This is a genomic window from Paraburkholderia sp. CHISQ3 (assembly GCF_030464945.1).
Lineage (GTDB): Bacteria > Pseudomonadota > Gammaproteobacteria > Burkholderiales > Burkholderiaceae > Paraburkholderia > Paraburkholderia megapolitana.
Genome location: NZ_JALPRG010000007.1, coordinates 21765 through 46047, shown reverse-complemented (window position 1 = coordinate 46047; position 24283 = coordinate 21765). Strand labels below are relative to the sequence as shown.

General features: G+C 60.0%; 23 protein-coding genes. 15 read left to right on the top strand and 8 right to left on the bottom strand.

Annotation, left to right across the window (positions count from 1 at the left end; all coding sequences use genetic code 11):
* Window positions 1–55: 55 nt before the first annotated feature.
* The 3 genes from M0D65_RS17660 to M0D65_RS17650 all read right to left on the bottom strand — a co-directional run bounded on the left by M0D65_RS17660 (window position 56) and on the right by M0D65_RS17650 (window position 3653).
* Window positions 56–1312, bottom strand: a complete 1257-nt coding sequence (locus M0D65_RS17660; protein ID WP_266253837.1) for an oxalate decarboxylase family bicupin — start codon at window positions 1310–1312, stop codon at window positions 56–58.
* A gap of 275 nt (window positions 1313–1587) precedes the next feature.
* Window positions 1588–2982 carry a sensor histidine kinase KdpD gene (locus tag M0D65_RS17655; RefSeq protein ID WP_266253836.1) on the bottom strand — a complete coding sequence of 465 codons (1395 nt, stop codon included), beginning with the start codon at window positions 2980–2982 and terminating at the stop codon, window positions 1588–1590.
* Window positions 2979–3653: a response regulator transcription factor gene (locus M0D65_RS17650; protein WP_091012027.1), complete on the bottom strand. Its 675-nt coding sequence runs from the start codon at window positions 3651–3653 to the stop codon at window positions 2979–2981. Before M0D65_RS17650 ends, M0D65_RS17655 begins: the two co-directional genes overlap by 4 nt.
* Window positions 3654–3902: 249 nt before the next feature.
* Between M0D65_RS17650 and M0D65_RS17645 the strand changes: the two genes are divergently transcribed.
* The 9 genes from M0D65_RS17645 (at window position 3903) to M0D65_RS17605 (ending at window position 11511) form a co-directional block, all read left to right on the top strand.
* On the top strand, window positions 3903–4682 hold the full coding sequence (locus M0D65_RS17645) for a MipA/OmpV family protein (RefSeq protein ID WP_091012029.1): 780 nt from the start codon (window positions 3903–3905) through the stop codon (window positions 4680–4682).
* A gap of 353 nt (window positions 4683–5035) precedes the next feature.
* Window positions 5036–6754, top strand: coding sequence for a hypothetical protein (locus M0D65_RS17640; protein WP_266253835.1), 1719 nt, complete (start codon window positions 5036–5038; stop codon window positions 6752–6754).
* Window positions 6755–6908: 154 nt separating this feature from the next.
* Window positions 6909–7592 carry a DUF4410 domain-containing protein gene (locus M0D65_RS17635; RefSeq protein WP_266253834.1) on the top strand — a complete coding sequence of 228 codons (684 nt, stop codon included), beginning with the start codon at window positions 6909–6911 and terminating at the stop codon, window positions 7590–7592.
* A gap of 137 nt (window positions 7593–7729) precedes the next feature.
* Entirely contained in the window at window positions 7730–8101 is a 372-nt protein-coding gene (locus tag M0D65_RS17630; protein WP_091012036.1) for a GFA family protein, read from the top strand.
* A complete protein-coding gene (locus M0D65_RS17625; protein ID WP_266253833.1) occupies window positions 8098–8220 on the top strand; it encodes a hypothetical protein in 123 nt (40 codons plus the stop codon). The genes M0D65_RS17630 and M0D65_RS17625 overlap by 4 nt, the downstream gene beginning before the upstream one ends.
* Window positions 8221–8227: 7 nt before the next feature.
* Window positions 8228–8968 (top strand): response regulator, encoded by a 741-nt coding sequence (locus tag M0D65_RS17620; protein WP_091012038.1) that lies wholly within the window; start codon window positions 8228–8230, stop codon window positions 8966–8968.
* Window positions 8965–10293 (top strand): ATP-binding protein, encoded by a 1329-nt coding sequence (locus tag M0D65_RS17615; RefSeq protein ID WP_266253832.1) that lies wholly within the window; start codon window positions 8965–8967, stop codon window positions 10291–10293. Before M0D65_RS17620 ends, M0D65_RS17615 begins: the two co-directional genes overlap by 4 nt.
* A 118-nt stretch (window positions 10294–10411) precedes the next feature.
* The gene (locus tag M0D65_RS17610; RefSeq protein ID WP_266254153.1) at window positions 10412–11074 is read left to right on the top strand and encodes an N-acetylmuramoyl-L-alanine amidase; all 663 of its coding nucleotides are present in this window, start codon (window positions 10412–10414) and stop codon (window positions 11072–11074) included.
* A gap of 59 nt (window positions 11075–11133) precedes the next feature.
* Window positions 11134–11511: a lysozyme inhibitor LprI family protein gene (locus tag M0D65_RS17605; protein WP_266253831.1), complete on the top strand. Its 378-nt coding sequence runs from the start codon at window positions 11134–11136 to the stop codon at window positions 11509–11511.
* Between the two features lie 7 nt (window positions 11512–11518).
* Here M0D65_RS17605 and M0D65_RS17600 read toward each other — a convergent pair whose 3' ends face one another.
* Window positions 11519–12394, bottom strand: a complete 876-nt coding sequence (locus M0D65_RS17600; RefSeq protein ID WP_308076682.1) for a LysR family transcriptional regulator — start codon at window positions 12392–12394, stop codon at window positions 11519–11521.
* A gap of 142 nt (window positions 12395–12536) precedes the next feature.
* Between M0D65_RS17600 and M0D65_RS17595 the strand changes: the two genes are divergently transcribed.
* Genes M0D65_RS17595 through M0D65_RS17580 form a run of 4 tightly spaced genes read left to right on the top strand, consistent with a single transcriptional unit; the run spans window position 12537 to window position 16810 of the window.
* A complete protein-coding gene (locus tag M0D65_RS17595; RefSeq protein WP_266253829.1) occupies window positions 12537–13583 on the top strand; it encodes an agmatine/peptidylarginine deiminase in 1047 nt (348 codons plus the stop codon).
* A gap of 32 nt (window positions 13584–13615) precedes the next feature.
* Window positions 13616–14530 (top strand): N-carbamoylputrescine amidase, encoded by a 915-nt coding sequence (gene aguB / locus M0D65_RS17590; protein WP_266253828.1) that lies wholly within the window; start codon window positions 13616–13618, stop codon window positions 14528–14530.
* A 10-nt stretch (window positions 14531–14540) separates the two neighbouring features.
* Window positions 14541–15656, top strand: coding sequence for a polyamine ABC transporter substrate-binding protein (locus M0D65_RS17585; protein WP_266253827.1), 1116 nt, complete (start codon window positions 14541–14543; stop codon window positions 15654–15656).
* 44 nt (window positions 15657–15700) lie between these two features.
* Entirely contained in the window at window positions 15701–16810 is a 1110-nt protein-coding gene (locus M0D65_RS17580) for an agmatine/peptidylarginine deiminase (RefSeq protein ID WP_266253826.1), read from the top strand.
* Window positions 16811–16818: 8 nt separating this feature from the next.
* Here M0D65_RS17580 and M0D65_RS17575 read toward each other — a convergent pair whose 3' ends face one another.
* Together M0D65_RS17575 and M0D65_RS17570 are read right to left on the bottom strand one after the other, a co-directional pair.
* Complete coding sequence (locus M0D65_RS17575; RefSeq protein WP_266253825.1) at window positions 16819–18327, bottom strand: agmatine/peptidylarginine deiminase; 1509 nt, start codon at window positions 18325–18327, stop codon at window positions 16819–16821.
* A gap of 189 nt (window positions 18328–18516) precedes the next feature.
* Window positions 18517–19416: a MurR/RpiR family transcriptional regulator gene (locus tag M0D65_RS17570; RefSeq protein ID WP_266253824.1), complete on the bottom strand. Its 900-nt coding sequence runs from the start codon at window positions 19414–19416 to the stop codon at window positions 18517–18519.
* Between the two features lie 389 nt (window positions 19417–19805).
* Here M0D65_RS17570 and M0D65_RS17565 point away from each other — a divergent pair, with 389 nt between their 5' ends.
* Window positions 19806–21569: a ricin-type beta-trefoil lectin domain protein gene (locus M0D65_RS17565; protein ID WP_266253823.1), complete on the top strand. Its 1764-nt coding sequence runs from the start codon at window positions 19806–19808 to the stop codon at window positions 21567–21569.
* A 68-nt stretch (window positions 21570–21637) separates the two neighbouring features.
* Here M0D65_RS17565 and M0D65_RS17560 read toward each other — a convergent pair whose 3' ends face one another.
* A complete protein-coding gene (locus M0D65_RS17560; protein WP_091012069.1) occupies window positions 21638–22570 on the bottom strand; it encodes a phosphatidate cytidylyltransferase in 933 nt (310 codons plus the stop codon).
* Window positions 22571–22621: 51 nt separating this feature from the next.
* Window positions 22622–23242, bottom strand: coding sequence for a lysophospholipid acyltransferase family protein (locus tag M0D65_RS17555; RefSeq protein ID WP_091012071.1), 621 nt, complete (start codon window positions 23240–23242; stop codon window positions 22622–22624).
* Between the two features lie 439 nt (window positions 23243–23681).
* On the opposite strand from M0D65_RS17555, the gene M0D65_RS17550 reads away from it, so the two are divergent.
* Window positions 23682–24281: a CDP-alcohol phosphatidyltransferase family protein gene (locus M0D65_RS17550; protein WP_266253822.1), complete on the top strand. Its 600-nt coding sequence runs from the start codon at window positions 23682–23684 to the stop codon at window positions 24279–24281.
* Window positions 24282–24283: the final 2 nt, after the last annotated feature.

Sequence of the window (24283 nt, the reverse complement as noted above, 5' to 3'; positions counted from 1 at the left end):
ACCCGGAGCAGGCAGTGCCCCGGGCGGCGACGCAATAAAACGCGGCTCGAACCCGTCAAACCGGCAGGACGTCGGGCCGACTGTCAGGGAACTTCGCGAGTGTTTCGGCCGTGATGTTCAGGTGCTCCATGACCATCTTCGGCGGCGTATGGGTCAACCAGTCCGACAACGACACTTCGGCGAAGTGGTCGGCCTTGAATATCTCGAGGAAGACGAGGTCGGTGTTGCCCGTGTTTTGCACGTAGTGACCAAGACTCTTCTTCACATAGCCGATGTCGCCGGCGCGGAAGTCGGCGGTCGCCGCTTTCGGACCTGTGTCGAACACCGTCATGCGTGCTTCGCCCTTGATGTAGTACTGCCATTCGTCGGCGTTCGGATGCCAGTGCAGCTCGCGCATGCCACCCGGGTGGATCGTGACCAGTGCGGCGGCGACGTTGGCGGACGCCGTGAAATTCCGGCTGTCGGCGATCTGCACCATGCCGCCTTTGGTGCGTTTTGTCGGCGGCAGATCGCTGAGCGAGAAGATGAACGGATGGGCCGGCTGGCCGAGCGGTGTCTGCACCGCGCGTTGGGCAGCATTCAACGGTCCGGGGTCATCGCCCTGGAAGATCCATAGATTGTCGACGGGGATGTTTTTGAACGCGTCCGCGGTGACGTTGAAGTTGGCGGCGAGCACATCGGGTGGCGTATGCGCGATCCAGTCTGTCAGCAGCAGCGTGTTGAATTCGGAGGCGTGGCCGTTATCGAACGCGAGCAGAAATTCCGCACCTGTAGGCCCCAGGCCCTGCAGCGAATGCGGCAGGCCCGGCGGGAAGTACCACAGGTCGCCGGTCTTCACGTCGGCTACCTGCGGGCGGCCTTGTTCGTCGAGGATCGTGATGCGGCACTTGCCGTCGAGCATGATCGCCCACTCGGCTTGCTGGTGCCAGTGCATCTCGCGGATGCCGTTAGCGGCGAGGCGCATGTTCACGCCGGAGATGTCTTCGGAAATCGCGAAGTCGTCTTGCGTCACTTCGCGCGCCCAGCCGCCATTCTGAAAGCGCGTGTGCGCATTGTTGAACGAGGCCCAGAACAGCGGCATGCCATTGATGTCCGTCGCAGGCGGATTCTGAAACGAAGGAAACTGACCGGCTAGTGCCGGATTTTGCGGGCCAGGATCGTTCAGGCTCGTCGGGCTCTTTGCGTTGATCTGCCCTTCGGGCGGCCGGTCCGGATTGCCGAACGAAGCAGCTTTGGCCGAAGCGGCCACGCCGAGCGCCGCAGCGGAAGCGGCCGCGCCCACGAGTATTTTGCGTCGTGACAGGTCCGTCATGATTTGTTACCTCTCGGGATTCAAGTTTTAAAAAGAAACTGCGCACGAGTCGTGTCGCCAGGCGATGGCAATCGACATCGTCCTGATTGAACTGATCAAGAGCTTGTTAGCGCGGCAGTGTCTGGATGACGATGGCCGGAACTGAGGGTGTGGTACCCAGATCTCGAAGGCGGAATCGTCGGTTCGGATGCGGCTGTATCGAGCGGCATCCTTGAGGAAATACTAGTGAGGTGCGTGGCGTTACGACAGTCAAACTTCTTGAACGAAACGATAAGTCAAACGTTAACGTTCAGGATTGAGAAGTCCTTGCCGGCTTCGATACGCGGCAGACTCACGCGAATCCCCGTGCCATGCGTGGGCGGTTCGAAATAAGTGGCGCGGCCACCGTGCATTACGGCGATCTCCCGCACGATACTGAGGCCGAGGCCGGCCCCCGAGCCATGGCGCGTATAGCGTGAGAAAGACTCGAACATCTGGTCCCGCCATGCAGGCGGAATGCCTGGGCCGGTGTCGACGAATTCCATCAGAACCTGAGTGGCTTCTGCCCTGACCGTCACCGTGAGCGTAATCGCATCGCCGCCATGTTTGATCGTGTTTTGCACGAGATTGACGATGACCCGTCTTAGCGAAGCGGCATCGCCGGACACATCGAGTCGCTCGGTGTCGCAGACAAATTCGACGTCGTGACCCGCGGCCAGGACAACGGGCGCGAGATCGGCCAGTGTTTCGCTGACCAGCGCGACGAGGTTCAGCGGTTCCATGCGCGGTATGGTGCTTTTGAGCGCCTGGAGATCGAGCAGCGCGTCGGTCAACTCGCCGAGACGCTCGACATCCTGCTCGAGCTTCACCTTCAGCGGTCCGCTCTCCAGTGCGTCGAGACGCGCGCGGATGATGGCGACCGGTGTGCGCAATTCGTGGGCGGCGTTTGCAATGAAGCGATCCTGCTGTGCGCGTCCGGCGTCGAGGCGCTCGAGCGCGGCATTGAATGCGCGCACCAGCGGCGCAATCTCACGCGGTAGACCCTCTTCGGGTAGACGCAGACCCTGACGATTGATGTCGACGTAACGTGCAAGTTGCACGACGTCCTTCAGCCTGCGCAGCGCCAATGCAACCACAACCGGAATGGCCACGATATTGACGAGCAGTAGGGGCAGAAAAAACGGCGCTTCCAGATACTGCAGCACGGCGATGCCGGCGCCTTTCCAGATCGGCATCAGCGGACCGCCGCCGTAGACGATCTGTGCCTCGCCAAGATGCGTACGCATCGTTTTGAATTTGCACGAGAGGTTGTCGTGCTCGCTGATATCCGTGACGTCTCCGCTGAAAAGACGAGGCAACGTGGCGACTATGGATGCGCATGGAGCAGAAACCTGCCCCATGCTGACCTGATCGCCGCTCTGGTCACGCACGATGAACCACAGTCCAGGCGCTTCACGCTTGAGCGCTTCGAGCTCCGCGGTGGACTTCAGAACGAGACGACCACCGGATGTGCGCGACACTGCCGCGAGGATGGTGCTGTCGATACGCCCATCCATCACATAGCCGGAAAGATCCCACTGCAGAAAATTCGTCAGCGTCAGCAGTCCCGATGCGATCGCGACAGTCAGCAACGTTCCGATCAGCGTCACCGAAATGCGCTGGGTGATGGACAGGTTCCGCAGATATTTCATTCTGTCGTGGACAGTAGATAACCGATGCCGCGAACCGGCCGGATCTCGACACCGGCGCCGCGCTGCGCAAGTTTGCTGCGCAGACGGGAGATGTGCGTGTCCAGCGCGTTCGAATGAATGTCTTCGTTCAGGCCATAGACACGTGCGACGAGCTGATCGCGCCGTACCGTTTTGCCTGCGCTTTCGACGAGTGCCTGTAGTGCGAGCAATTCGCGCCTCGGTAGATCGAGTGGCTCGCCATGAATGGTAGCGACGAGTGAAACAAGGTCGATTTCAAGCTCGCCCACGGTGATCTTATGCGTCTGCATGACCGGTGAACGTCGCGCAAGTGCACGCAGGCGCGCGGTCAGTTCGTCCATCGAAAAGGGTTTGGCCAGATAGTCGTCGGCGCCCGCATCGAGCCCTTCGACGCGTGCAGTGATTTCGCTTGCCGCCGTTAAAACGATGACTGGAATGCCCGGAACCGCTGCGCGCAGATCGGGAATGACGGTCAGCCCATCGCCATCGGGCAGACCCCGGTCGAGGAGTACCACCTTGTACTGACACTCACGAATCGCATAGCGTGCCTGGCTCAGCGTCGACACGCAATCGACGGCGATGTTGCGCTTGTCCAGCGCATTCTCGATCGCGGAGGCCAGTTCGAGTTCGTCTTCGATGAGCAGGATACGCATGGGTGATGGGTGGGTTACAGCGAAATGTCGGTTGCATTGTGAGTCGTCGGCGAGCCGCTGGCAACCGCGCATTCGCACCTTCCGCAAGGCGCGAGGACAGGTAATGTTCCCACAATGTTGGGTCGGTAGAATCCGCAGCGTCGTCGCACCATCACTCTCGGACGCCGGCCGTTATGGCTGTGCGCCTCGTCGTTACACGCCCGTGCGTTCATGCGTGCCGGGTAGTTCTACTGTCTCCGGATACCTCTGATGAAGTTACGTTCTGCTTTTTACCTTGTCCTGGCGTTGGCCGGTTTTGCTGTTTCGTCGGCTGCTTTCGCCGACGGTTACGACGTCACGGTAGGCGCCGGCGTCGACCTCGCTCCGCGGTATCTCGGCAGCAACGAGTATCACTTCACGCCGATCCCGTACCTCAATGTGGTGACGCCGGTAGGCATCTACATCGACACGACGCGCGGCGTCGGGTACACGCTGAACCTGCCGCACAACTTCTATATCGACGCTTCGTTGAACTATGCCATCGGCCGCAAGGACAGCAACGAGTCGTTCGGAAGCGGTTCGGACACGCTGCGCGGCATGGGCGATGTACCGAATGCGCTGATTACGTCCCTGACGGCGGGTTACCGTTTCGCGAATGTGGGCTCGGTAAGCGTTGGCGCTGACATACCGCTCAGCAATCGCAGCATCGGCGATTCGTATCGCGTCGCTGTCGAGGTACCGTTGATGGTGACGGCGTCGGATGTGCTGACGACGAAGGCGGTCGCGCATATCGGCTCGTCGGATTACAACCAGACGATGTTTGGCGTAACCGGGTCGCAAAGCGCGGCCTCCGGCATCCGGAAATATAGCGTTGGCGGCGGTTTCAATGCGGTCGATGTCGGCCTGACCTGGACGCACATGTTCAACAAACATTGGTCGGTCTCGACATCGGGCGTACTGACGCGTTTCGTCGGCGATTCCGCGGATAGTCCGATTGTGCAGGGCCGTGTGTCGGCGAATCTGGCGACGATTGCGAGCTACAAGTTTTAGGTTTTGCGTCGGTCAATCGCCGCGGACAATTCGGAACCTCAACCTGGTCTTGCCGGCCAGGTTGAGGTTTTCCTTTTGTCGAACCGACACGACATCAGAGTTTCGTATGTTTAGGTAAACAAACAAAAAATGCGCGAAACTACGCATTGAAAATACACCTTCATTAATACACTCTTGTATTGCCGTTTATTCTCAAATCCAGTTAGTAAAAACTTCTGCGGGCAAGCAGACAAGCACCGACCACGAGTGGCAGCCAGATCTGTCTGGCCGGCTGCTGCGTGCAGAATCAGATATCAGAAAATGCTCTAGAAAATCTATCAAATATTCGAAAGAAATTCTGACGGAGACACACTATGACAACGATTGTGCGTGGTTCTGTGAAGAACAGTGTGATGCAGGCAATCAAGTACGTGATGTCCGGAGTGGTTTTCGTTTTTCTTGCTGCGTGTAGCGGCTCTTCCGTAGATTCATCCCCGCCCGATATCGCCGGTACCGCCGCTCAACGGTCGAATGTTGCCGGCCTCAGTGCTGCGCAGTATGCAAACGCCTTCGTCACGCGGCAAGGCTCGCAGTTGATGGTCGCCGGACATCCTTTTCGATTCTCGGGCGGAAACATCGAGTACCTCGGATTGAAGAACTACGGCCCCTTACCATCGACGTCGATACCCGTCGGTAGCTATAGCTATCCGACGCAATACGAGGTGGACGATGCGCTCGCCACCATCCATGAAATGGGCGCCACTGTGGTCCGTGCGCAGACGCTTGGCGATACGGTTGGATGTCCGCTGTGCATCGAGCCGGCACTAGGCGTGTTCAACAACGCTGCATTCGCACAAATGGATATGGTGGTTGCCGAAGCGCGAAAATACGGCATCAAGATGATTGGCGAGTTCGATGGCGATGCAAACGGAAGCGGATCGGGCAATCAGAGTCATAACTGGTGGTGCACCTGGCGCAACATCTCCGCCGCCAGTTGCGCAGCCGCGTTCTTTACCAACGCGGACGTAATCGGCGATTTCGAGCGGCACATGCAGGCGATACTGAACCACGTCAATCCGCTGACGGGTCTCGCCTATAAGGACGACCCGACCTTCCTCGGATGGGTGGATGGCAATGTGATCAATGTCGGTGGGGCTACGGCGTCCAGCACCGGTCTGGCACTTACGCCAGCGGTATCCGATCAGCAATTTACGGCATGGCTGGGCAACGTGTCGGGCTATTTCAAGTCGATCGATAGCAAGCAGCTGTTCATCGACAACAGCGCGGACCTGTTCAATCTTCCGGCGTCGTCGATACTCACTGTGCCTGGTGTCGATATGTATGGTCAGGAATGGTATCCCCACTGGTTTTCGGTGCCGGCATTCAACGAAAAGACTACGGGCAATTCGCCAGAAATTCATTCCATCGCGGCACAGGTTGTAGCCGCAGGCAAGGTCTATGCGCTGATCGAATACGGTTGGGACAATACCGATTATCAAACCACGACGGCGCTCCAGACATTCCTGGGCGGCGTTGTCTCCGATCAAAACATAGCGGGAAACAATTTCTGGGCACTCGTCGGTCATGCGAGTGGGCAGGGATGGCTGCCGATTCCAGCGAACGAAGGATGCCAGCCGAATTGCGAAACGACCGAAGACGGCAACTGGTGGGCGCTCTACTACACGGGTATCACCACGCTTTCCAACACCGCCGCGGACATGGCTCAACGAGCCCAGATGCTGCGCAATTCCAGCTATACCGTGGATGGATTGTCTGCGGCACCTGCGCACGAACTCGTTGGCGCACCGGTGATTACTTCGACCGCCGGTGGGCACGTCGTATTTCAGGGCGCGGCGGGTTCTCCCACCTACTCTGTCCAGATGCAGCAACCCAACGGCAGCTGGTCCACGCCATGTACGAACTGCACAACCGATGCGACGGGCGGCTGGGTCGATACAAGCGCAACGGCTGCGCCGTGCTATCGCGTCGTCGGCGTGAATCTGGATGGTGTGCTAGGCACACCGTCGGCGCCAGCCGGCAGCGGATGTCCGGCATCGGTGGCAAACCGTCAGCAGCGGAAGAGCGGGACGTAGTCTTTGCGTGACGGTGTCGAGAGCCGGTGCCGGGCGAGTTCGCCCGGCACCTCGATTGCGTTTTTCTGCTGGCGGCAATGTTCCGACAATGTTGGTTCTGCATAATCGGGCGCTGAACAACGCCAGACATCTCGCATTACCGCATCACGTCACCATGAACCGGATCGAATCGCACGCCGCGCGACTGCTCGTCCTTGCAGCGCTCTTTGTCCTTGCCGGTTGCGCCGGTACACACGTAAAAAGTGTGCAGACCACGCCTCTAGCCACGCAAATCCCCGCGCCGCGAACCGTTGCCGTGATCGTGGAAAACGTCGCGCCGCCGCTGCAGGACGCCTCCGCTCAAAAGCAGCAGCTCAATGACGCAAACCAGGTAATCAACCGCCTGAACGAGGGCTTGATAGCGTTCCTCAAGTCGCGAAACCTGACGATTGTCTCGCCTGCCGCACATCCCGATCTCACGCTTCACTGCAACGTACTCGAGGTTCGAGGCGGTACAGAGTGGCTGCGCATCCTGATCGGCTACGGCGCGGGTCGTGCGGCGCTGCGAACGCGCGTCACGCTGTTCGGTTCGGCTGTCACCGCGCAGCCCCTGGTCATCTTCGAAACGGAGAGCACCACAGGCAAGCTCCCAGGCGCGGGTTTTGGCCTCGCGTCGAGTAACGCCGTGGCCGCCGGCGGCGCTGCGCTAAGTATTCCCGCAGGCCTGCGACAAGGTCTCGCCGCGGAAGCGAACGATAGCATCGAGCACATCGGCAACGAACTGGGCAAGTACTTCAAGTCACAGAACTGGTCGTCCGCTGAAGCAAATAACGGGCATCTGTCGAACGAACAACGCTAGCCACAACCGGCGGCCCACCGGATATAAACAGCACCCGGTGCAATGTTTTGTATCCCCCGTACGACCGGATACATTACGACACAAAACCCCGCATGGCTTGCGCTATAAAGCAGCCATTGCCCGATGCGGAGGATGAAATGAGTGCTGGACTACTGCTGGGATCGTGCCACTGCGGCGCGGTCAAATTCGAGGTGCGCACGGCCGTCACGCCAGCGACGCGCTGCAATTGCAGCCTGTGCCGCCGCAAGGGCGCCATGATGTCACCGCTCGTCGACGCGGATCACCTGAGCGTACTGAGCGGCAGCGAAGCACTCACGCTCTATCAGTTCAATACACACGTAGCGAGACACTACTTCTGCCGCCACTGCGGCATCTATCCGTTCCACCAGACCCGCAAGTCGCCACATCAGTGGCGGATCAACCTCGGTTGTCTTGAAGGCGTCGATCCCTACGCGCTCGAAGCGACTGTCGCCGACGGTGCGAGCCTGTCCGTCGTGGAGGACGCATGAAACGCCTGCTTGCCATGCTGGCCCTGATCGCGGGCGGTTTAGCGACCGAGGCGGTGTACCCGCTCAACTGCACGCTGATCGACGCTGCGCGGGTGCAGGTCAAACGGCGAAGGGTATGATTGACCGATGGAAAAGACCGACCACGTCCTGATCGTCGATGACGATCGCGGTATCCGCGAACTACTCGCTGGCTACCTCGAGAAAAATGGCATGCGCGTGTCGCTGGCTGCAAACGGCCGCGAAATGCGCGCCGCGCTCGAGTACGGCGCCCCCGACCTGATCGTGCTCGACCTGATGCTGCCGGGCGACGACGGCCTGGTGCTGTGCAGGGAACTGCGCGCAGGCAAGTTTCGCTCGGTGCCGGTGCTGATGCTGACGGCTCGCGGCGAAGAAACCGATCGTATCGTTGGCCTCGAGATGGGCGCCGACGACTACCTGGCCAAGCCATTCGCGGTACGTGAGCTGTTCGCGCGGATTCGCTCGGTGCTGCGCCGCGCGCGCATGCTGCCGCCCGGCATGGAGGTCAGCGAGACCGTGCAGATGCTGAGCTTCGGCGAGTGGCGGCTCGACACCACGGCCCGCCATCTGCTCGATGCAGAAGACACGATGGTTGCACTGAGCGGTGCGGAATACCGCCTGCTGCGCGTGTTTCTCGACAATGCGCAGCGCGTGTTGACGCGCGACCAGTTGCTCAATCTGACCCAGGGCCGCCAGTCCGATCCGTTCGACCGTTCGATCGATCTGATGGTGAGCCGGCTGCGTCAGCGCCTGCGCGATGTTGCGCGCGAGCCGCGTTACATCAAGACGCTGCGCAGCGAAGGCTACGTCTTCTGCGCAGCGGTGACGACGACTGAAGGTCCGCAATGAACTGGCAGTCGCTGCGGGCGGTCTGGCGTGGACCGCGTACGTTGTTTGCAAGGCTGGCGCTGATTCTCTGCGTCGGACTCGCGCTGGCGCAGACCTTGTCGTTCTGGCTCACGATGACCGAGCGCGATCAGGCGACCACCAACATGATGATGGGATACATCGAGCGCGAGGTGACGAGCTCGGTGGCGCTGCTCGATCATCTGCCGCCATCCGAACGCGCTGCATGGCTGCCGCGTCTCGCGCGACGCAGCTACCAGTTCATGCTTGAACCCGGTGCCACCGGAGCACCGCCGGACGCACGTCTGTCGGCCCGCGTGGCGGCGTCGATTGAGGACGGCATCGGCAAGCACTATCAGGTGAGTGCTAACGCCGTACCCGGCGACAGTGAGCATTTGCAGGTGCATCTGCGCTTGAGCGACGGCACGCCGCTTACCATCGACATGCATCCGATGTCCGGTGTCCCGCTGTCGCACTGGCTGCCCCTCGTGCTGATCCTTGAGCTGATCGTGCTGGCGGCCTGCTGCTGGCTGGCCGTGCGGCTCGCGACGCGACCGCTGCACGATCTGGCGGAAGCCGCCGACGCGCTCGGCCCCGACCTGAAAGCGGCCCGTCTCGCGGAGAACGGACCATCCGAAGTGGCGCGCGCCGCGCGAGCGTTCAACGCCATGCAGGACCGTATTGCAACTTACATGACCGAGCGCATCCAGATTCTCGCGTCGATCTCGCACGATCTACAGACCCCGATCACACGCATGCGTTTGCGCATCGACGTAATGGACGATCGCGAGCAGCACGCAAAACTGCGGCAGGATCTGCAGGAAATGGAAAACCTCGTGAAGGAGGGCGTCACGTATGCGCGCACGCTGCACGGTTCGGCGGAAGTACCGTGCCGTACCGATCTCGACGCGCTGCTCGACAGCATGGTGTTCGACTACGTCGACGCGGGCAAGGATGTGTCGCTGGAAGGGCGCATCGACGCGGCGCTGGTTACGCGGCCACAGGCGTTGCGACGTATTGTCGGCAACCTCGTCGACAACGCGCTGAAGTTCGGCGGGTCAGCCGCGCTTCGCGTTACGACGCAGCAGGAAGGGGCGGTGACGATCGCGGTACTCGATAACGGCCCGGGTATTCCGCCCGAATCGCTCGAATCGGTGTTCGAGCCGTTCTATCGTGTCGAGACATCGCGCAACCGTCACACCGGTGGGACCGGACTTGGGCTTGCGATCGCCCGGCAGCTCGCTCTTGCGCTGGATGCGACGCTCACGTTGCAGAACCGTCCCGAAGGCGGGCTCGAAGCACGGCTGACGATGAAGCGCGCACGCTAGTAGCCGGCTGGTCGTCCTGCCTGCGCGTATTAAACTGCAGGTCGTGCATCGTCCGTCGATTGACAGCCTTCGCAGGAGCCCAGCCTTGAACACACCGCGCACACGTTTTCCCCACCGCCTGTGCGCTGCGCTCGCGCTGTGCATCGCATTGCCGTGCAGCGCCGCCTACATCATCGTCGACACCGGTCACACGCCGCAGCATCCGGGCGCAACCGGTGCGAGCGGCCGCGTCGAGTATCGCTACAACCTCGATCTGAGCGCTGCGCTAACGAAGGATCTGCAAGATCACGGCGACCGCGTGCTGCGCACATCCGCGGACGGCAGGGAGATCGCGCTGCAGGACCGCTCCACGGCCGCGCCCGATGCGAACTTCTTCATCTCGATTCATCACGATTCGATCCAGCAGGCATGGATCGACGCGGGACGTCAGCGTGAATTCCGCGGGTATTCGATTTTCGTTTCACAACGCAATCCGCACTACGAGCAGAGCTTGCGTTGTGCAAAAGCGATCGGCGAGCGGATGCTGGCCGCCGGCGAAAAACCGTCGCTGTATCACGCGACGCCGATTCATGGCGAGAACCGGCCGTTGATCGACGAGCGGCTCGGTATTCATCGCTTCGACGATCTCGTCGTGCTGAAGACCGCGCCGATGCCGGCCGTGCTGGTCGAAGCCGGTGTGATCGTCAATCCCGATGAAGAAGCGCGTCTTGCGCAACCCGATACCATTGCACACCTCGCGCACGCGATTGCCGACGGTGTCGATGCGTGTCAGGCGCATTGAATGCACAGGTACCGTATGGGTAGCGGTGCGCAGAGCCTTATCACCAGGGAGACCTTGTCATGAAGAAACTCGCTTTGGCGCTCGTCGCCGTGTCGTTGCCGTTCGGTGCGCATGCGGCCGGCTGTGCGAAGCCGCGTAACGCGTTCGATCAGGTTTACTGCATGAGCACCCAGTTCGTGCAAACGGATCGCGACCTGAACGCCGAATACACGCGGCTCAGAAACGCGCTGCCGCCTGCCCAGCAGGATGCGCTCCGGCACGGGCAGCTTGCGTGGATCAGGCAGCGCGATACGACCTGCAGCGATGAAAAGCAGAGCGGCTACTTCGTGAACTTGCAATGTGCGGCCGACATGACGCAGCAGCGACTCACGTACTTGCAGCAACGCGAGCGCGAATGTACGAGTACGGGATGCGCGAACGCGAACTTCGGCGAATGACCCGCCTTCACCCCGCCGCGGAATGATTCCCCTGCGAAAGCAGCCATTCGAACATCTGCGTCACGATCGGCGAACGCGACGGACCGGCAACGCGTGACAACCACCATGTCGTGCCTGGCAAGCGAGGATAGTCGGCTAACGTGACCAGCGCCCCTTGATCGATGCTGCCTTGCGCGACCAGACTGGAGAGACAGGCAATACCGCGCCCGCGTAACGCCGCATCGAGCACCAACCGTTGATCGTCGTAAATCGCGTTCGTGCGATACGACGACAGTTGCTCGCGGAATATCGGTGCGTTGCTCTCGCTGGTCAGATTCTCTTCGAGGTAGATCACGCCGGTGTGCAGATGCCGCTTCGCCTGCGGCACACCGTCCAGTTGCGCAGCCAGCGCCGGGCTGCAGACAGTTACCCACTCATCCTGCAGGAACGGCACCTCGAATAGCCCGGGCTGCTGCAGCGGTCGCGCGCCGATGGTCATGTCGACGTCGATTTCATCGACGTAGCGCGCGCTTTCGTCGGTGGACAGCAACGGACAGAGATCGGGAAGCGCCTGTTGCAGCTGCTCGAGACGCGGTTGCAACCAGCCGTGCAGCAACGACGCCGGGCAGACCAGCACCACGAGCCCCGGGTCCAGATAAGTCGCGATGCGCCCGAGCCCGCTGCGCAACGTTTCCATTGAACGCAGCACGCTGCGCTGCAGAACCTTGCCTGCCACGGTCAGCTCGACACCGCGCCCGATTCTGCGGAACAGCGGCTGCCCGAGTTGCTCTTCCAGTTGCTGGATCTGATGACTGATTGCCGACTGCGAGAGGTTCAGCTCGCTGGCTGCGCGCGAGAAATTGCCGAGTCGGGCGGCGGCTTCAAAACCCATCAACAGCTTCAAGGAAGGGATGCGTGGCATGAAGATATGAGGAAAATTGATCAATTAGACTAATAAACATCATTTTTCATCAAGTATAACCCGCGTCAGAATGCTCTACGTGTTGTGCCTACTGCGGCAACCCTATCCACGAGGAGATCGAGAGATGAGTCGCTTTGACGCCCGCAAACAGCGCTACCGCATGCCCGCGGAATGGGAAACCATGGCGGCCACGTGGCTCGGCTGGCCGGTCCTGAAGGACCGCGAGATGCTGTGGGGCGAACACTATCAACGGGTTTGCGAGGAATTCGCTCTGGTTGCCCGGACGATTGCCCGCTACCAGCGTTGCATCGTGACGGCTCACCACCGCCAGGCGGATACGGCGCGCGCGCTCGTCGGGGATACGGTCGAAGTCCTCGCCGTCGCGGCGGAAGACAACTGGGTGCGCGATTGCGGGCCGATCTTCCTGCAGGGCGATCAAGGTCAGCTCGGTGCGGCGGTATTCCGCTTTAACAGCTGGGGCGAGAAGTACCAGCCCTACGACGGCTGCCAGCAGCTCGGTCAGGACATCGCTCGCGCGGCAGGCGCGCAGATCTTCAATTCGCACATGGTGCTGGAAGGCGGCGCCTTCTATGTCGATGGACAGGGCACGCTCGTCACGACCGAGAGTTGCCTGCTGCATCCAAACCGCAATCCGCATATGAACCGGGCGGAAATCGAAGCTGAACTCAGGCGCATGCTGGGGGTGGAGAAGATCATCTGGCTACCGGGCAATCCGGACGAAGTGGAAACCAACGGACACGTCGACGGTATTGCCTCGTTCATCGCGCCAGGCAAGATGCTGTGTCAGACGGCTAGCCCGGACCAGGGCGAGTACTTCCATGTGATGCGCGAGAACCGCCGCGCGCTGGAACTGGCCACCGATGTCACGGGCCGTCGCTTCGATCTGCTGGATCTACCGTCTCCAATCGTGACCGAACGCTATGGCTCCGAGCGCTACTGCGATTGCTACGCGAACTACATCCTGGTCAACGGCGCGGTGATCTCGACTGCGTTTGGCGTTGAACAGGATCGAGCCGCATCGGACGTATTCGCCCAGGCTTTTCCGGGGCGCCGTGTCGAATTGCTGCCGATCCCGACGCTGTCGATCGGTGGCGGCAGTATCCATTGCTCGACGCAACAGCAGCCTGCCGTTACCGCTCCTTCTGTTTAAGCCGGTTCTAACCCGGTCAAAGGAAACTTCATATGTCGTCGCGAAACATCACCGTCGCATCCGTGCAGATGGCATCGGGCAGTTGGTCTTTCGAAGAGAACATGGCGACTGCCGAGCGGTTGATCCGCGACGCTGCGGCGCAAGGAGCCAATCTCGTGCTGTGCCCGGAGCTTTTCATGATGCCGTACTTCTGTCTGGACCAGAACGTGCGTCACCTGGAGCTGGCCGAGCCGTTCGAAGGCAATCCGCGCATAGCACATTTTGCCAGGCTGGCTGGCGAACTCGGCATCGTGCTGCCAATCGGTTTTTTCGAACGCGCGGGCAACGCCGCGTACAACTCGGTTGCCGTCGCCGATGCCGACGGCAAGGTGCTTGGCATCTATCGCAAGACTCACATTCCAGATGGCCCGGGTTATACGGAGAAGTTCTATTTCACGCCCGGGGATACCGGCTTCAAGGTATGGAATACGCGCTTCGGCAAGATCGGTATCGGCATCTGCTGGGACCAGTGGTACCCGGAGACTGCACGCAGCCTCGCGTTGATGGGCGCGGAGATTCTGTGCTTTCCCACCATCATCGGTTCCGAGCCGTTTAGCGCCGACTTCGATTCCGCGGGCCATTGGCAACGCACGATGCAGGGTCACGCTGCGGCCAACATGGTGCCGGTCGTTGCGGCGAATCGTATCGGTCGTGAAGTGGGATTCGGCAACGGCAATCCGCAACAGAGCGCGCTAACCGGTGTGTTCTATGGATCGAGTTTCATCGCCGATCACACGGGCGCGAAACTGGCGGAAGCCAATCGCACCGACGAAACCATCCTGCTGCATACGTTCGACCTGAATGCGATCCAGGCGGACCGGCAGTCGTGGGGTTTCTTCCGCGATCGTCGTCCGGAGATGTATCGCACCTTGCTGACGAGCGATGGTGCTTCGTCGTGCTATCGCTAGGGAGATCACGATGAAAAAGCATTGGCTCGCCGTTGCTACCGGGTTAGGACTCAGCTTGTGTCTGTGTGCAGCCCGCACATGGGCGGACGAAGAGAAGGTACTCAATCTATACAACTGGAGCGAATACTTCGCGCCCGACACGCTGTCGGAGTTTCAAAAGGAAACCGGCATCAAGGTTCGCTACGATTCCTACGACAGCGACGAGACATTGCAGTCGAAGCTGATGACGGGAGACAGCGGCTACGACCTGGTCTGGCCTACCAACGACTTCATGGCAAAGCAGATCCAGGCTGGCGCATTTCGCAAGCTCGACAAGAGCAAACTGCCCAACCTCAAGTATCTCGATCCGGCGTTGCTGAAGCTCGTGGCGAAGTCCGATCCGGGTAACGAGTATGGTGTGCCGTATATGTGGGGCACCGTGGGCGTCGGCTACGATCGAACGAAGGTCGGCGCGATCCTCGGCAAGGATATGCCCACGAACAGCATGGAACTGCTGTTCAACCCGGCGATTGCTTCGCGCCTCGCGGCGGCGCACTGCGGGCTGGGATTGCAGGATTCCGCGAGTACGGTGTTGCCGCTCGCGCTGCGCTATATCGGCCGCGACCCGGTGCATCCCACTGCCGACGACTACGCCGCCACTCAAGTCATGTTGATGAAGATCAGGCCGTATATCAGCGTGTTCGTCAATTCGTCCAACGCGAACGAATTGATGGACGGCGAACTATGCGTGATGGTCGGGTACTCGGGAGCGATCAACCTGGCGTCGCAGAAAGCCAGAGAATTGGACAAGAAACGCGACATCGCCTATGACATACCTAGTGTAGGCACGCTAATGTGGTTCGACGGTATGGTGATTCCCAAGACCGCAAAGCATCCAGACAATGCTCATGCGTTTATCAACTACATCCTCAGACCGGACGTGATCGCAAAGATCTCCAATGCAACGCGCTACGCGAATGCGAATCAGGCGGCATTGAAGCTGATGGACCCGACGCTGGTGAACAATCCGGGCATCTATCCCGGGGAGCAGAAGAGGCAGACGTTGTTTACCCCGGTAGTCGAATCGCCGGCGACCAGTCGTCTGGAAGGCAGGACGTGGCTAAGCTTCAAGGTAGGCAAGCCCTGATCGGTTAGTGGGCACGCGCCCGTCAAGACATATGAGGTATTGGCATGACAACACGACGTAATTTTCTGAAGCGAGGGCTGGCGGCCTCGGGAGGAACCTTGATGATGGGCGTACTGGGCAGTGGTTTTAGCAATGTGGCTCGGGCGGATGGCGACGCATGGCATATGCCGGACGAAGGCGCGGCTCACACCGCGACCTGGATGGCATTCGGCGTGAGCGAAGACATCTGGGGCGACGACATGGTGCCGGTGGTCAGAGAGAATCTGGCCAGCATCGCCAAGGCAATTGCGGCCCACGAGCCGCTCAACATGCTGGTGCGCGAAGAGGATCATGATGTTGCGGCGCGACTGTGCGGCCCGTCGGTCAACCTCGTGGTTCAACCGATCGACGATCTGTGGATGCGCGATACCGGAGCTGTCTTCGTTAAAGGGCAGTCGGGCCAGCTCGGGGCGGTGGGCTTCAATTTCAACGGTTGGGGCAACAAGCAGGAGCACGCACAGGACGCGGAGGTCGCAGGGTTTATCGCGCGTAAAGCCGGTGCGCAATTTATCGAAACGCATCTGGTGCTTGAGGGCGGTGGTATCGAAGTAGACGGCGAAGGCACGGCGATCATCACCGAGAGCTGTGTACTAAACGCGAATCGCAATCCTGGCGTTGGCAAAGCGCAGTGCGAAGCGGAATTGCGCCGCCTGCTCGGGGTACAGAAAATCATCTGGTTGCCAGGCATCAAGGGCAAGGACATCACCGACGGACACACCGATTTTTACGCGCGCTTCGCGAGCCCCGGTGTCGTCGTTGCCGGGCTGGATCAGGATCCCTTGTCTTATGACTATGCGGTGACGAGACGTCATCTGGACATCTTGCGCAAGGCCACCGACGCCAAAGGTCGCAAGCTGAAAGTCGTGGTGCTGGAGGGACCGTCGACGGTACGCAAGGAGTATGAGAGCGATGACTTTGCGGCCGGGTACATCAACTTCTACGTATGCAATCGCGCGGTCATCGCGCCGCAGTTCGGCGACAGGAAGACGGATCGCAATACGCGCGATGTGCTCGTGGACCTGTTCCCTGGACGCGATGTCATTCAGTTGAATATCGACGGTGTTGCTGCCGGCGGTGGAGGAATCCACTGTACGACCCAGCAGCAACCCGGCTGATTCACTGCTTAAGCGGGGACTTCCCGGGTGACGCAATGTATCCCGCCACCGCCTGCTGCAATACCCAGAATATCGACCTGAACAATCGCACGCGAGCCGGCGTAAGGTTGAATCGCCGCGATTGCAGCAGCGTCCGCCACTGAGTCGTTGAATTTCGGCACGATGATGGCGTTGTTGCAGGTGTAGAAGTTGACGTAGCCGGCTGCAAAATTACTTAACTGACTGTTGTTCAATGTCGTGCCGTTGGAGGTTCCGTAGTATTCGGGTGTCGTCAGTTCGACCAGTTGCAGCGTTCTTCCGGTTGCATCCGTTTGATTGTGCAGGTGCTGCCAGTTCGCTTCGGTCAACGCTCGCTCACCGGTCGAATTCGATGCGTCGTATGCGTAGGCCACGACGCCAGGCGCCAGGAATCTCGCATAAAAATCGACGTGTCCATTCGTGATGTCGGTTTCGTCCGCTGGCCTGGCAGCACCGTGGCCTCCACCCGATCCGCTGTTTGCGGGGTAGATAGCGGTCCCGGGAATCCAGATGATCTTTTGCACGCCAAGCGTGCGCTGCAATTCCGCGAGTACGGTGCTTTTCGCGCCAGGCAGCAACGTTGCGTTTGCAATTGCGCCGCCGGGAATGTTGAACAACTGCGGGTTGCGGTTGACGTGCAGCACGGACGATTCAGTCAGGATGGCCGTGCTCACTCCGTCGAATTCGATAGCTCCGCCTTCAAGTGTCAGCGAGCTCTGAACGACGCTTGCGTGATTCGCATTCGCCATCCAGCCGGCTACCGTGTGATCGTGCGAGAACGGCTGGAAGAATCTGCCGGCCTTCGACTTGTTGCTGCTTGCCGCCACCGATGGCGGCACGGTCATCCCCGCGTTGAGATTGAGACCATCCGTATTGGCATTGCCCCAGCCGTTGAAGTTGAAATTCACGGCGCACTGCGCATTGCCATTCGCCGTGTCCTTCACGAACAGGCAACCCATATCGCGGGTCCAGATATCGTCGAACCCGTCGACTACAGCCGTCAACGTGACACCGCCCACACCGGTGGGCCGGGCGACGTAGCCGGCATGAATATCCGGATTCGCACCGCTTGGCGCGCTCAGCAAGCTCTGAGCGACGTTTAGATCGACAGGTAGAACCAGCATGGTGACCGGTTCATAGGTGCCAATGGCCTTAGCGACATCGATCAGATCGGCACGGATTCGGTCGATACCGGCATCGGTGCTCTGTGGGGTAACGGGTGTCCAGATACCTTCAGCGCCCGAGGCAAAGGCCATATAGGTCGCTGCGTGTGGTGCATCTTCGCCCGGAAGCAGATACGACGATTGATTCGCAAGTGGACGCGGGGTTGCGCGAGCCACTGCGGAATTACCGGGAGAATCGCCTCCGCCGCAGGCAGACAGGGTGCCCACAAGCGACAGTCCAAACAGCGTCGCCGATCCTTTGATAAAACTGCGACGCGTCACCTGCGCGTGGCCAGAAGCCACCGCATTCAGTGTTCTCTTGCTTTGATCTTTCATCGTATCTCCGACGGCCAGGCAGAGCGGGAGTCGATGTGACAGCTGGGAAACGCTAGTGAGGCCACCACATCGCTGTGTGCGGAACCATCGGTCTTCTTGGCGATGGGTGGCTCATTGTGGGTCGAACTGTATGGGGTGAAAACTGATGTTTCTTGCTGGAACCGGCCAGGTTGTCTCATACCTGTGCTTCTAGTTCTTCCGTTTCTTTGCCTTAGTTGTGGGAAAGAACTCAAGCCCATGCGGCGACAGAATGTCCTGCAAACGACGCAGTTGACCGAGGCTCGTCGCACCGCGCCGTAATGTCACGCCGACGATCAGGATGTCGATGATCGCAAGATGCGCGAGACACGCGTCGCTGCCGACATAGACGTTCACCGACGGCGGCAGTGAAAAGGTCAGCGCGATGTCGGACGCGTCCGCGAGCGGCGTGCCGGGCTCGCAGATACCGATCACGATCGCACCGCGCTCTTTGGCCACCGCGACGGCTTCCAGAAGAAACGGCATGCGGCCAAAGTGCGAGATCGCGATAACGACGTCGCCGGGACCGAGCGTAGCCGCCGAAAAGAGCTGCATGTTGGCGTCCGTATAAGCCTGCGCATGCAGACCCATACGGAATAGCCGCGATTGCGCATCCGTCGCGATGAAGCCGGAGGTGGTGCCTACACCATAGCAGTCGACTCGCGCCGTATTCACAAGCGCGGCAACGGCACGTTCGATGCGTTCGAGCGGCAGCTGCCGTTCTACATCGAGCAGACTGTCGGCCGAGCTGCGCAACACCTTCGAAACGATCTTGCCTACCGAATCTTTAGCCGTCACCGTGCGATGCAGCGCGGCGCTACCGCGCGCGATCTGCTGCGCGACCTGCAATTTGAACTCCCGCAAACCCTCGTATCCGACAGCGCGGCAGAAGCGTCCGACTGTCGGATCGCTTACGCCGGCGCGCGCCGCGATATCGGAAACGTGGGCCTGCATGGCCCATTCGGGATCGTCGAGAAACACCTGGGCGACACTGCGCTGTGCATCGGCGAGCTCGGGAAGGCGTGCGCGGATAAGCGCAAAGAGATCGGAGTCCGGTTCCTGTTTTGCCATGGTCGAATGATCGGTGTTGTCGATGTAAATAATATACGTCAATGATCAATTCAAACTCAAAGATCACATGCAGGTCATACAGTACAAACCCTGGAATTGGCGCTGTTTACGCATAATTTGCCACCAACAAGGCTTGGCACGGATGACAGTCAAAATTTAACGATGTAATGTATTTACACATACCGACCGGCAACCGGCAAGCGACGAACCCGCCGGAAGCCACGCCTGATCTGTCTGATTTCCGTCTCCCACCTGCTCGTATCGGTATGTAACCCGAACAAAAAAAGCGGTCCGCCGTCCTTGATATAGCGGACTTCTCAAATATTGAACCATTCAGAGGTGTCGCGATGTCGAGAATAGCTCTGGTTAGATTCGGTCTGGTGTTAGCGATGGTGCTCCGACTGCTTTGTCTGGATGCGCATGCGCAGCAGCAACCTGTGCCGCTCGCTCAGGTACCGCCCATGGGATTCAACGATTGGGCCCGTTTTCAATGCACACCGCAGGCACCGCTCAATGGCGGGAATCAGGCCACGTATTCCTTCCAGCAGTTTATGGAAGACCAGGGGCAGGCGCTGTATGACTCCGGCTTGAGTGCGGTCGGCTACCGGACCGTCGTGGTGGACGACTGCTGGATGGTGCGCAATGCGGCGGGCTACCTGCACGGCGATCCCAAATGGGCCGGGTCGTCGCAACCTGGTTTCGATTACGAACTGACTTCGTACATGAGCACGTTGCACAACCTCGGGCTACTGGGCGGCGTGTACAACACGGCGGGCGCGACGACGTGTCAGGGCGCGCAAGCGGGTGCGCAAGGGCATCAGCAGGTCGATGCGAATTCCTACGCGTACTGGGGTGTCGATTTTCTCAAGCTCGATAACTGCGGCGCGACAGGCAACGTCGACGTAGGGACGCTCGACAAGCAGATGCAGGCAGCCCTGAAAACCGAGCAACGCCCGATCCTCTTCGATCCGTCGCTGCCGGCCGGATACTCGCCTGACCAGCCCGAAAAATACCCGGCTTTGGCGCTGGCGAAACAGCTTGGGCAAATGTGGCGGGTGTCGGCGGACATCATGACGACGAATCCGTCGAATCTCGTCGACCCCTGGGATTTCTACAACGCCAATGCATACGAAGAAGGGGTTTATCAGTCCTATGACGACACGATTGCGTTGTCGCGTTACATGGCGCCGGGTAGCTGGAACGATGCCGATCAGCTCGTGATTGGCGACAATGGCCTGTCGACAGCGGAAGAAAGAAGCCAGCTTGGCCTCTGGTCGATCATGGGCGCACCGCTGATCCTCAGTACCGACGTCCGCAAACTGGTCAATCCCACGACGACGCATCTGCGGAATTCGCTGGAGATCCTGAGCAACAAGAACGTGGTCGCCATCGATCAGGATCCGCTCGGCGCAGGCGGCTATCGTGTGATGCGCGACAACCCGGCTGCGAACGCGGGGTTCGATGTGATCGTCAAACCGCTCAAGGATGGGAGTCTGGCCGCACTGGTCCTGAACAAGGGCAGCAGCGAGCAAGCCTACACGCTGCGGCTTGCGTCATTGGGTCTTTCCCCGGCGGCAAACGGTCGCTATTCGGTACGCGACTTGTGGAACGGTACGACGCAACCGTCGGTGACGTCCGTAACCCAGACGATCGGTTCGCACGACAACCTGATGTTGCGGATTGAGGGCGGTGGCAAGCTCGTTCCGACCGGTCAGATTCAAACGACTCAACCGGGGTTCGCGACGCCTGCACTCTGCCTGTCGGTTTCTGGTGGAGCGGCGAAGAGCGGTTCGAACGTTGTCGTCGATACCTGCTCGAACTCGGCGGTTCAACAATGGCAGCGCGAGGCTAACGGCACGATCGCGCTGGCTGGTACATCGCTGTGTCTCTCCGCCAACGCAACGGCGGCGCCCGGTTCGATCAATCCTGCTTCCGGGCTGTGGGCCACGCTGAATTCGTGCAACGCACGCGACACGAAGCAGGTTTTCTCCTACACGCTCACGGGCAATCTGAAGAACAGCCAGGGGTGTCTCGATGTTTTCGAAGGCACTGTTTCGACTGCGGGAACGCCGGTCGACATCTATCAATGTGCGGCGGATGCATCGCCGCAGGTTAATCAGATCTGGTCGGCTCCGCACGGTTCGAAGCTATAGAAACTGCCTCCTGCTGGGACTGGCCTGCTTCGGCAGGCCAGTCCGATGACTGCCAACGCCACGCGGACTCACTTTACGTACAGATAACGCACAAGATGAAAGAACACCGGCGCCGCAAAACAGATCGAGTCGACCCGATCAAGCGCGCCACCGTGACCCGAGATCATCGACCCCCAATCCTTCGCACCGAGCGAGCGCTTGACAGCCGACAGCACGAGACCGCCGACAAAACCCGACAACACGATCGCCAGTGACATAAAAAACGCCGCACCAAAACTGAACGGCGTCACGCGATAGAGCAACGCACCGCATAGCGTCGCGAGCAGCCCACCGCCGATAAAACCTTCAACCGTTTTCGACGGACTCAACTGCGGCGCGATCTTGCGCTTGCCGAACAGCTTGCCGACGACATACTGGAACACATCGCTGATCTGCACGACGAGCAGGAAGAAGAACAGCAGCAGTGCGTTTTCGCCCTGGTAGTGTTCGATGTCGAGAATCAGCAGTGCGGGTGCGTAGCTAAGCCCGTAGACGCAAACCATCAGCGCCCAGTGGATCTTCGCACTGCGGTTTAAAAACTCCTTCGTGTCCTGCGTCAGCGCGGATACCAGCGAGAGTGTGATGAACAGATGCACCGGCACGAAGATCGAGAACATCCCGTACCAGTTCACCCATAGCAGGATGTACTGCACGGGAATCGCGATGAAGAACGCGATGAACAACGTGGTGTGATCGCTCGGCGACGTCGGCGTCAACGTGATGAACTCGCGCAACGTCAGGTACGAGGCGATCGCGAACACGATATAGGTCGCGCCCGAGCCGAGGCCGATCGCGATCGCCATGATCGCGATCATTCCCCACCATGCACGGATGCGCTGATTCAGGTTGGCGATCGTCGTGCTCTTGCCGCCGTCGCGCCACGCGAGAATCGCACCGATGACCGACGCGATCGCCAGAAAGCCGGTTACGCCGGCTACGAGTTCCCAGAACACGGTTCGCATGATTTGTCTTGGTGGTTCTTGGTGGTTTAAGGGAAGCGGGGTGCCGGTCCGTCAGTGGGCCGGCGCGAGTTCGACGACGGCGTCGCGGGCACGCTGCAGGAAATCTGCCTTCGCTTCATCGGCGGCGAGCGACAGCGGCGCGCCGAAGTGCACCTTGCAGATCAGCGGCACGGGCCAGATCGCGCCCTTCGGCATGATGCGCTGCAGGTTCTCGAGGTAGACGGGGCACAGCTCGATATCGGGGAATTCAGTGGCGAGCCGGTACAGGCCGCTCTTGAACGCTTGCGGCAGCGTCTCGGCACTGCGCGTGCCTTCGGGAAAGATGATGATCGAGTGGCCGAGGCGCAGCGCTTCGCGCACCGGGTCGAGCGGATCGCTGTCGCTTTCGTGCTTGCGATCGATCAGCACCACGTTCAGCAGATTGCGCGCGATGTGAATCTTGGTCTTGCTGGTCTGCCAGTAATCGCGCGCGGCCACCGGCCGGATCTGCGAGCGCAGCTCGCGCGGCAGCGCGGTGAGAATGGCGAGCGTGTCGACGTGACTCGTGTGATTCGAAAAATAGATGCGCTGCGCCGCGCTCGGAGCGCCCTTGTGCCACACCGGATAGGCGCCCGCCACGAGATGGACGATTCCCAGCAAGCCATCGCGTTGCCATTCGTGCCAGATACTCATCGGATTCGCCTCTCGACGCCGCCGGTCGCAGCGTTGTTCATATCGGGGAGGGTTAACATTTTTTCTTCATATTCCCGTTTATCGCGACGCCAGAAGCGCTGCCTGAATATATCGAGGCGAACCCGTTAAACCGCGTCCGTCGGGATCGCGTGTTTCGCTCGACGGATTATGACGATTTTCGCTGGCGCGCACCATACATCGGCCGGCGATCGATAAATTGTGACGCAGATGCACAATCCGATACTGCCGGTTCTGTAAAAAGGGTTAACCGATACGGTCCTTGACCTTTTCCCAGGATTAAATGACGATAACGCCACTTTGAATAATCGATAAAATCCGTTTCCGTGCCGGCTATATATGATTCCGACGCGCCATCCGCGTAAAGCGTATAACCGGCCGATAACGCGGCGATCGCGTCAAACCGGGTGAAAAATAGACCATGAGCGTATACGCACTGAAGCCGAAATTTCAGAACCTGTTGCGCCCGCTGGTGCGCGTGCTGGCGAAGTCCGGGGTAACTGCTAATCAGGTCACGGTTTTCGCGGCGGCGGGCTCGATTCTGGTCGGCCTGATTGCGGGGCTGGGCACACATCGCGCCTGGTTTCTGCTGATCCCCGTGTGGCTGTTCTTGCGGATGGCGCTCAACGCGATCGACGGCATGCTGGCCCGCGAATTCGGCCAGAAAAGCGCGCTCGGCGCGTACTTCAACGAACTGGGCGACGTGGTGTCGGACATCGCGCTCGCACTGCCTTTTCTGGCCGTTCCCGTTTTCCTTCCTGCCCAGATCTGGGCGTTTGCGCTCGCGGCTGCGGTCGTCGAATGCGCAGGGCTGGTCGGGCCGCTCGCCGGGGCGAGCCGACGCTACGACGGGCCGCTCGGCAAGAGCGACCGGGCCGTGGCAGTTGGTGCGTTCGGTCTGTGGATCGGCCTCGGGTTGCCGCTCGCACCGGTCGCGGGATGGATCTGGTGGGCGCTCGTCGTGCTGGCTGCGATCACGACGATCAAGCGCGTGCGCAACGGTGTAGCCGAAGTGCGTTAGGT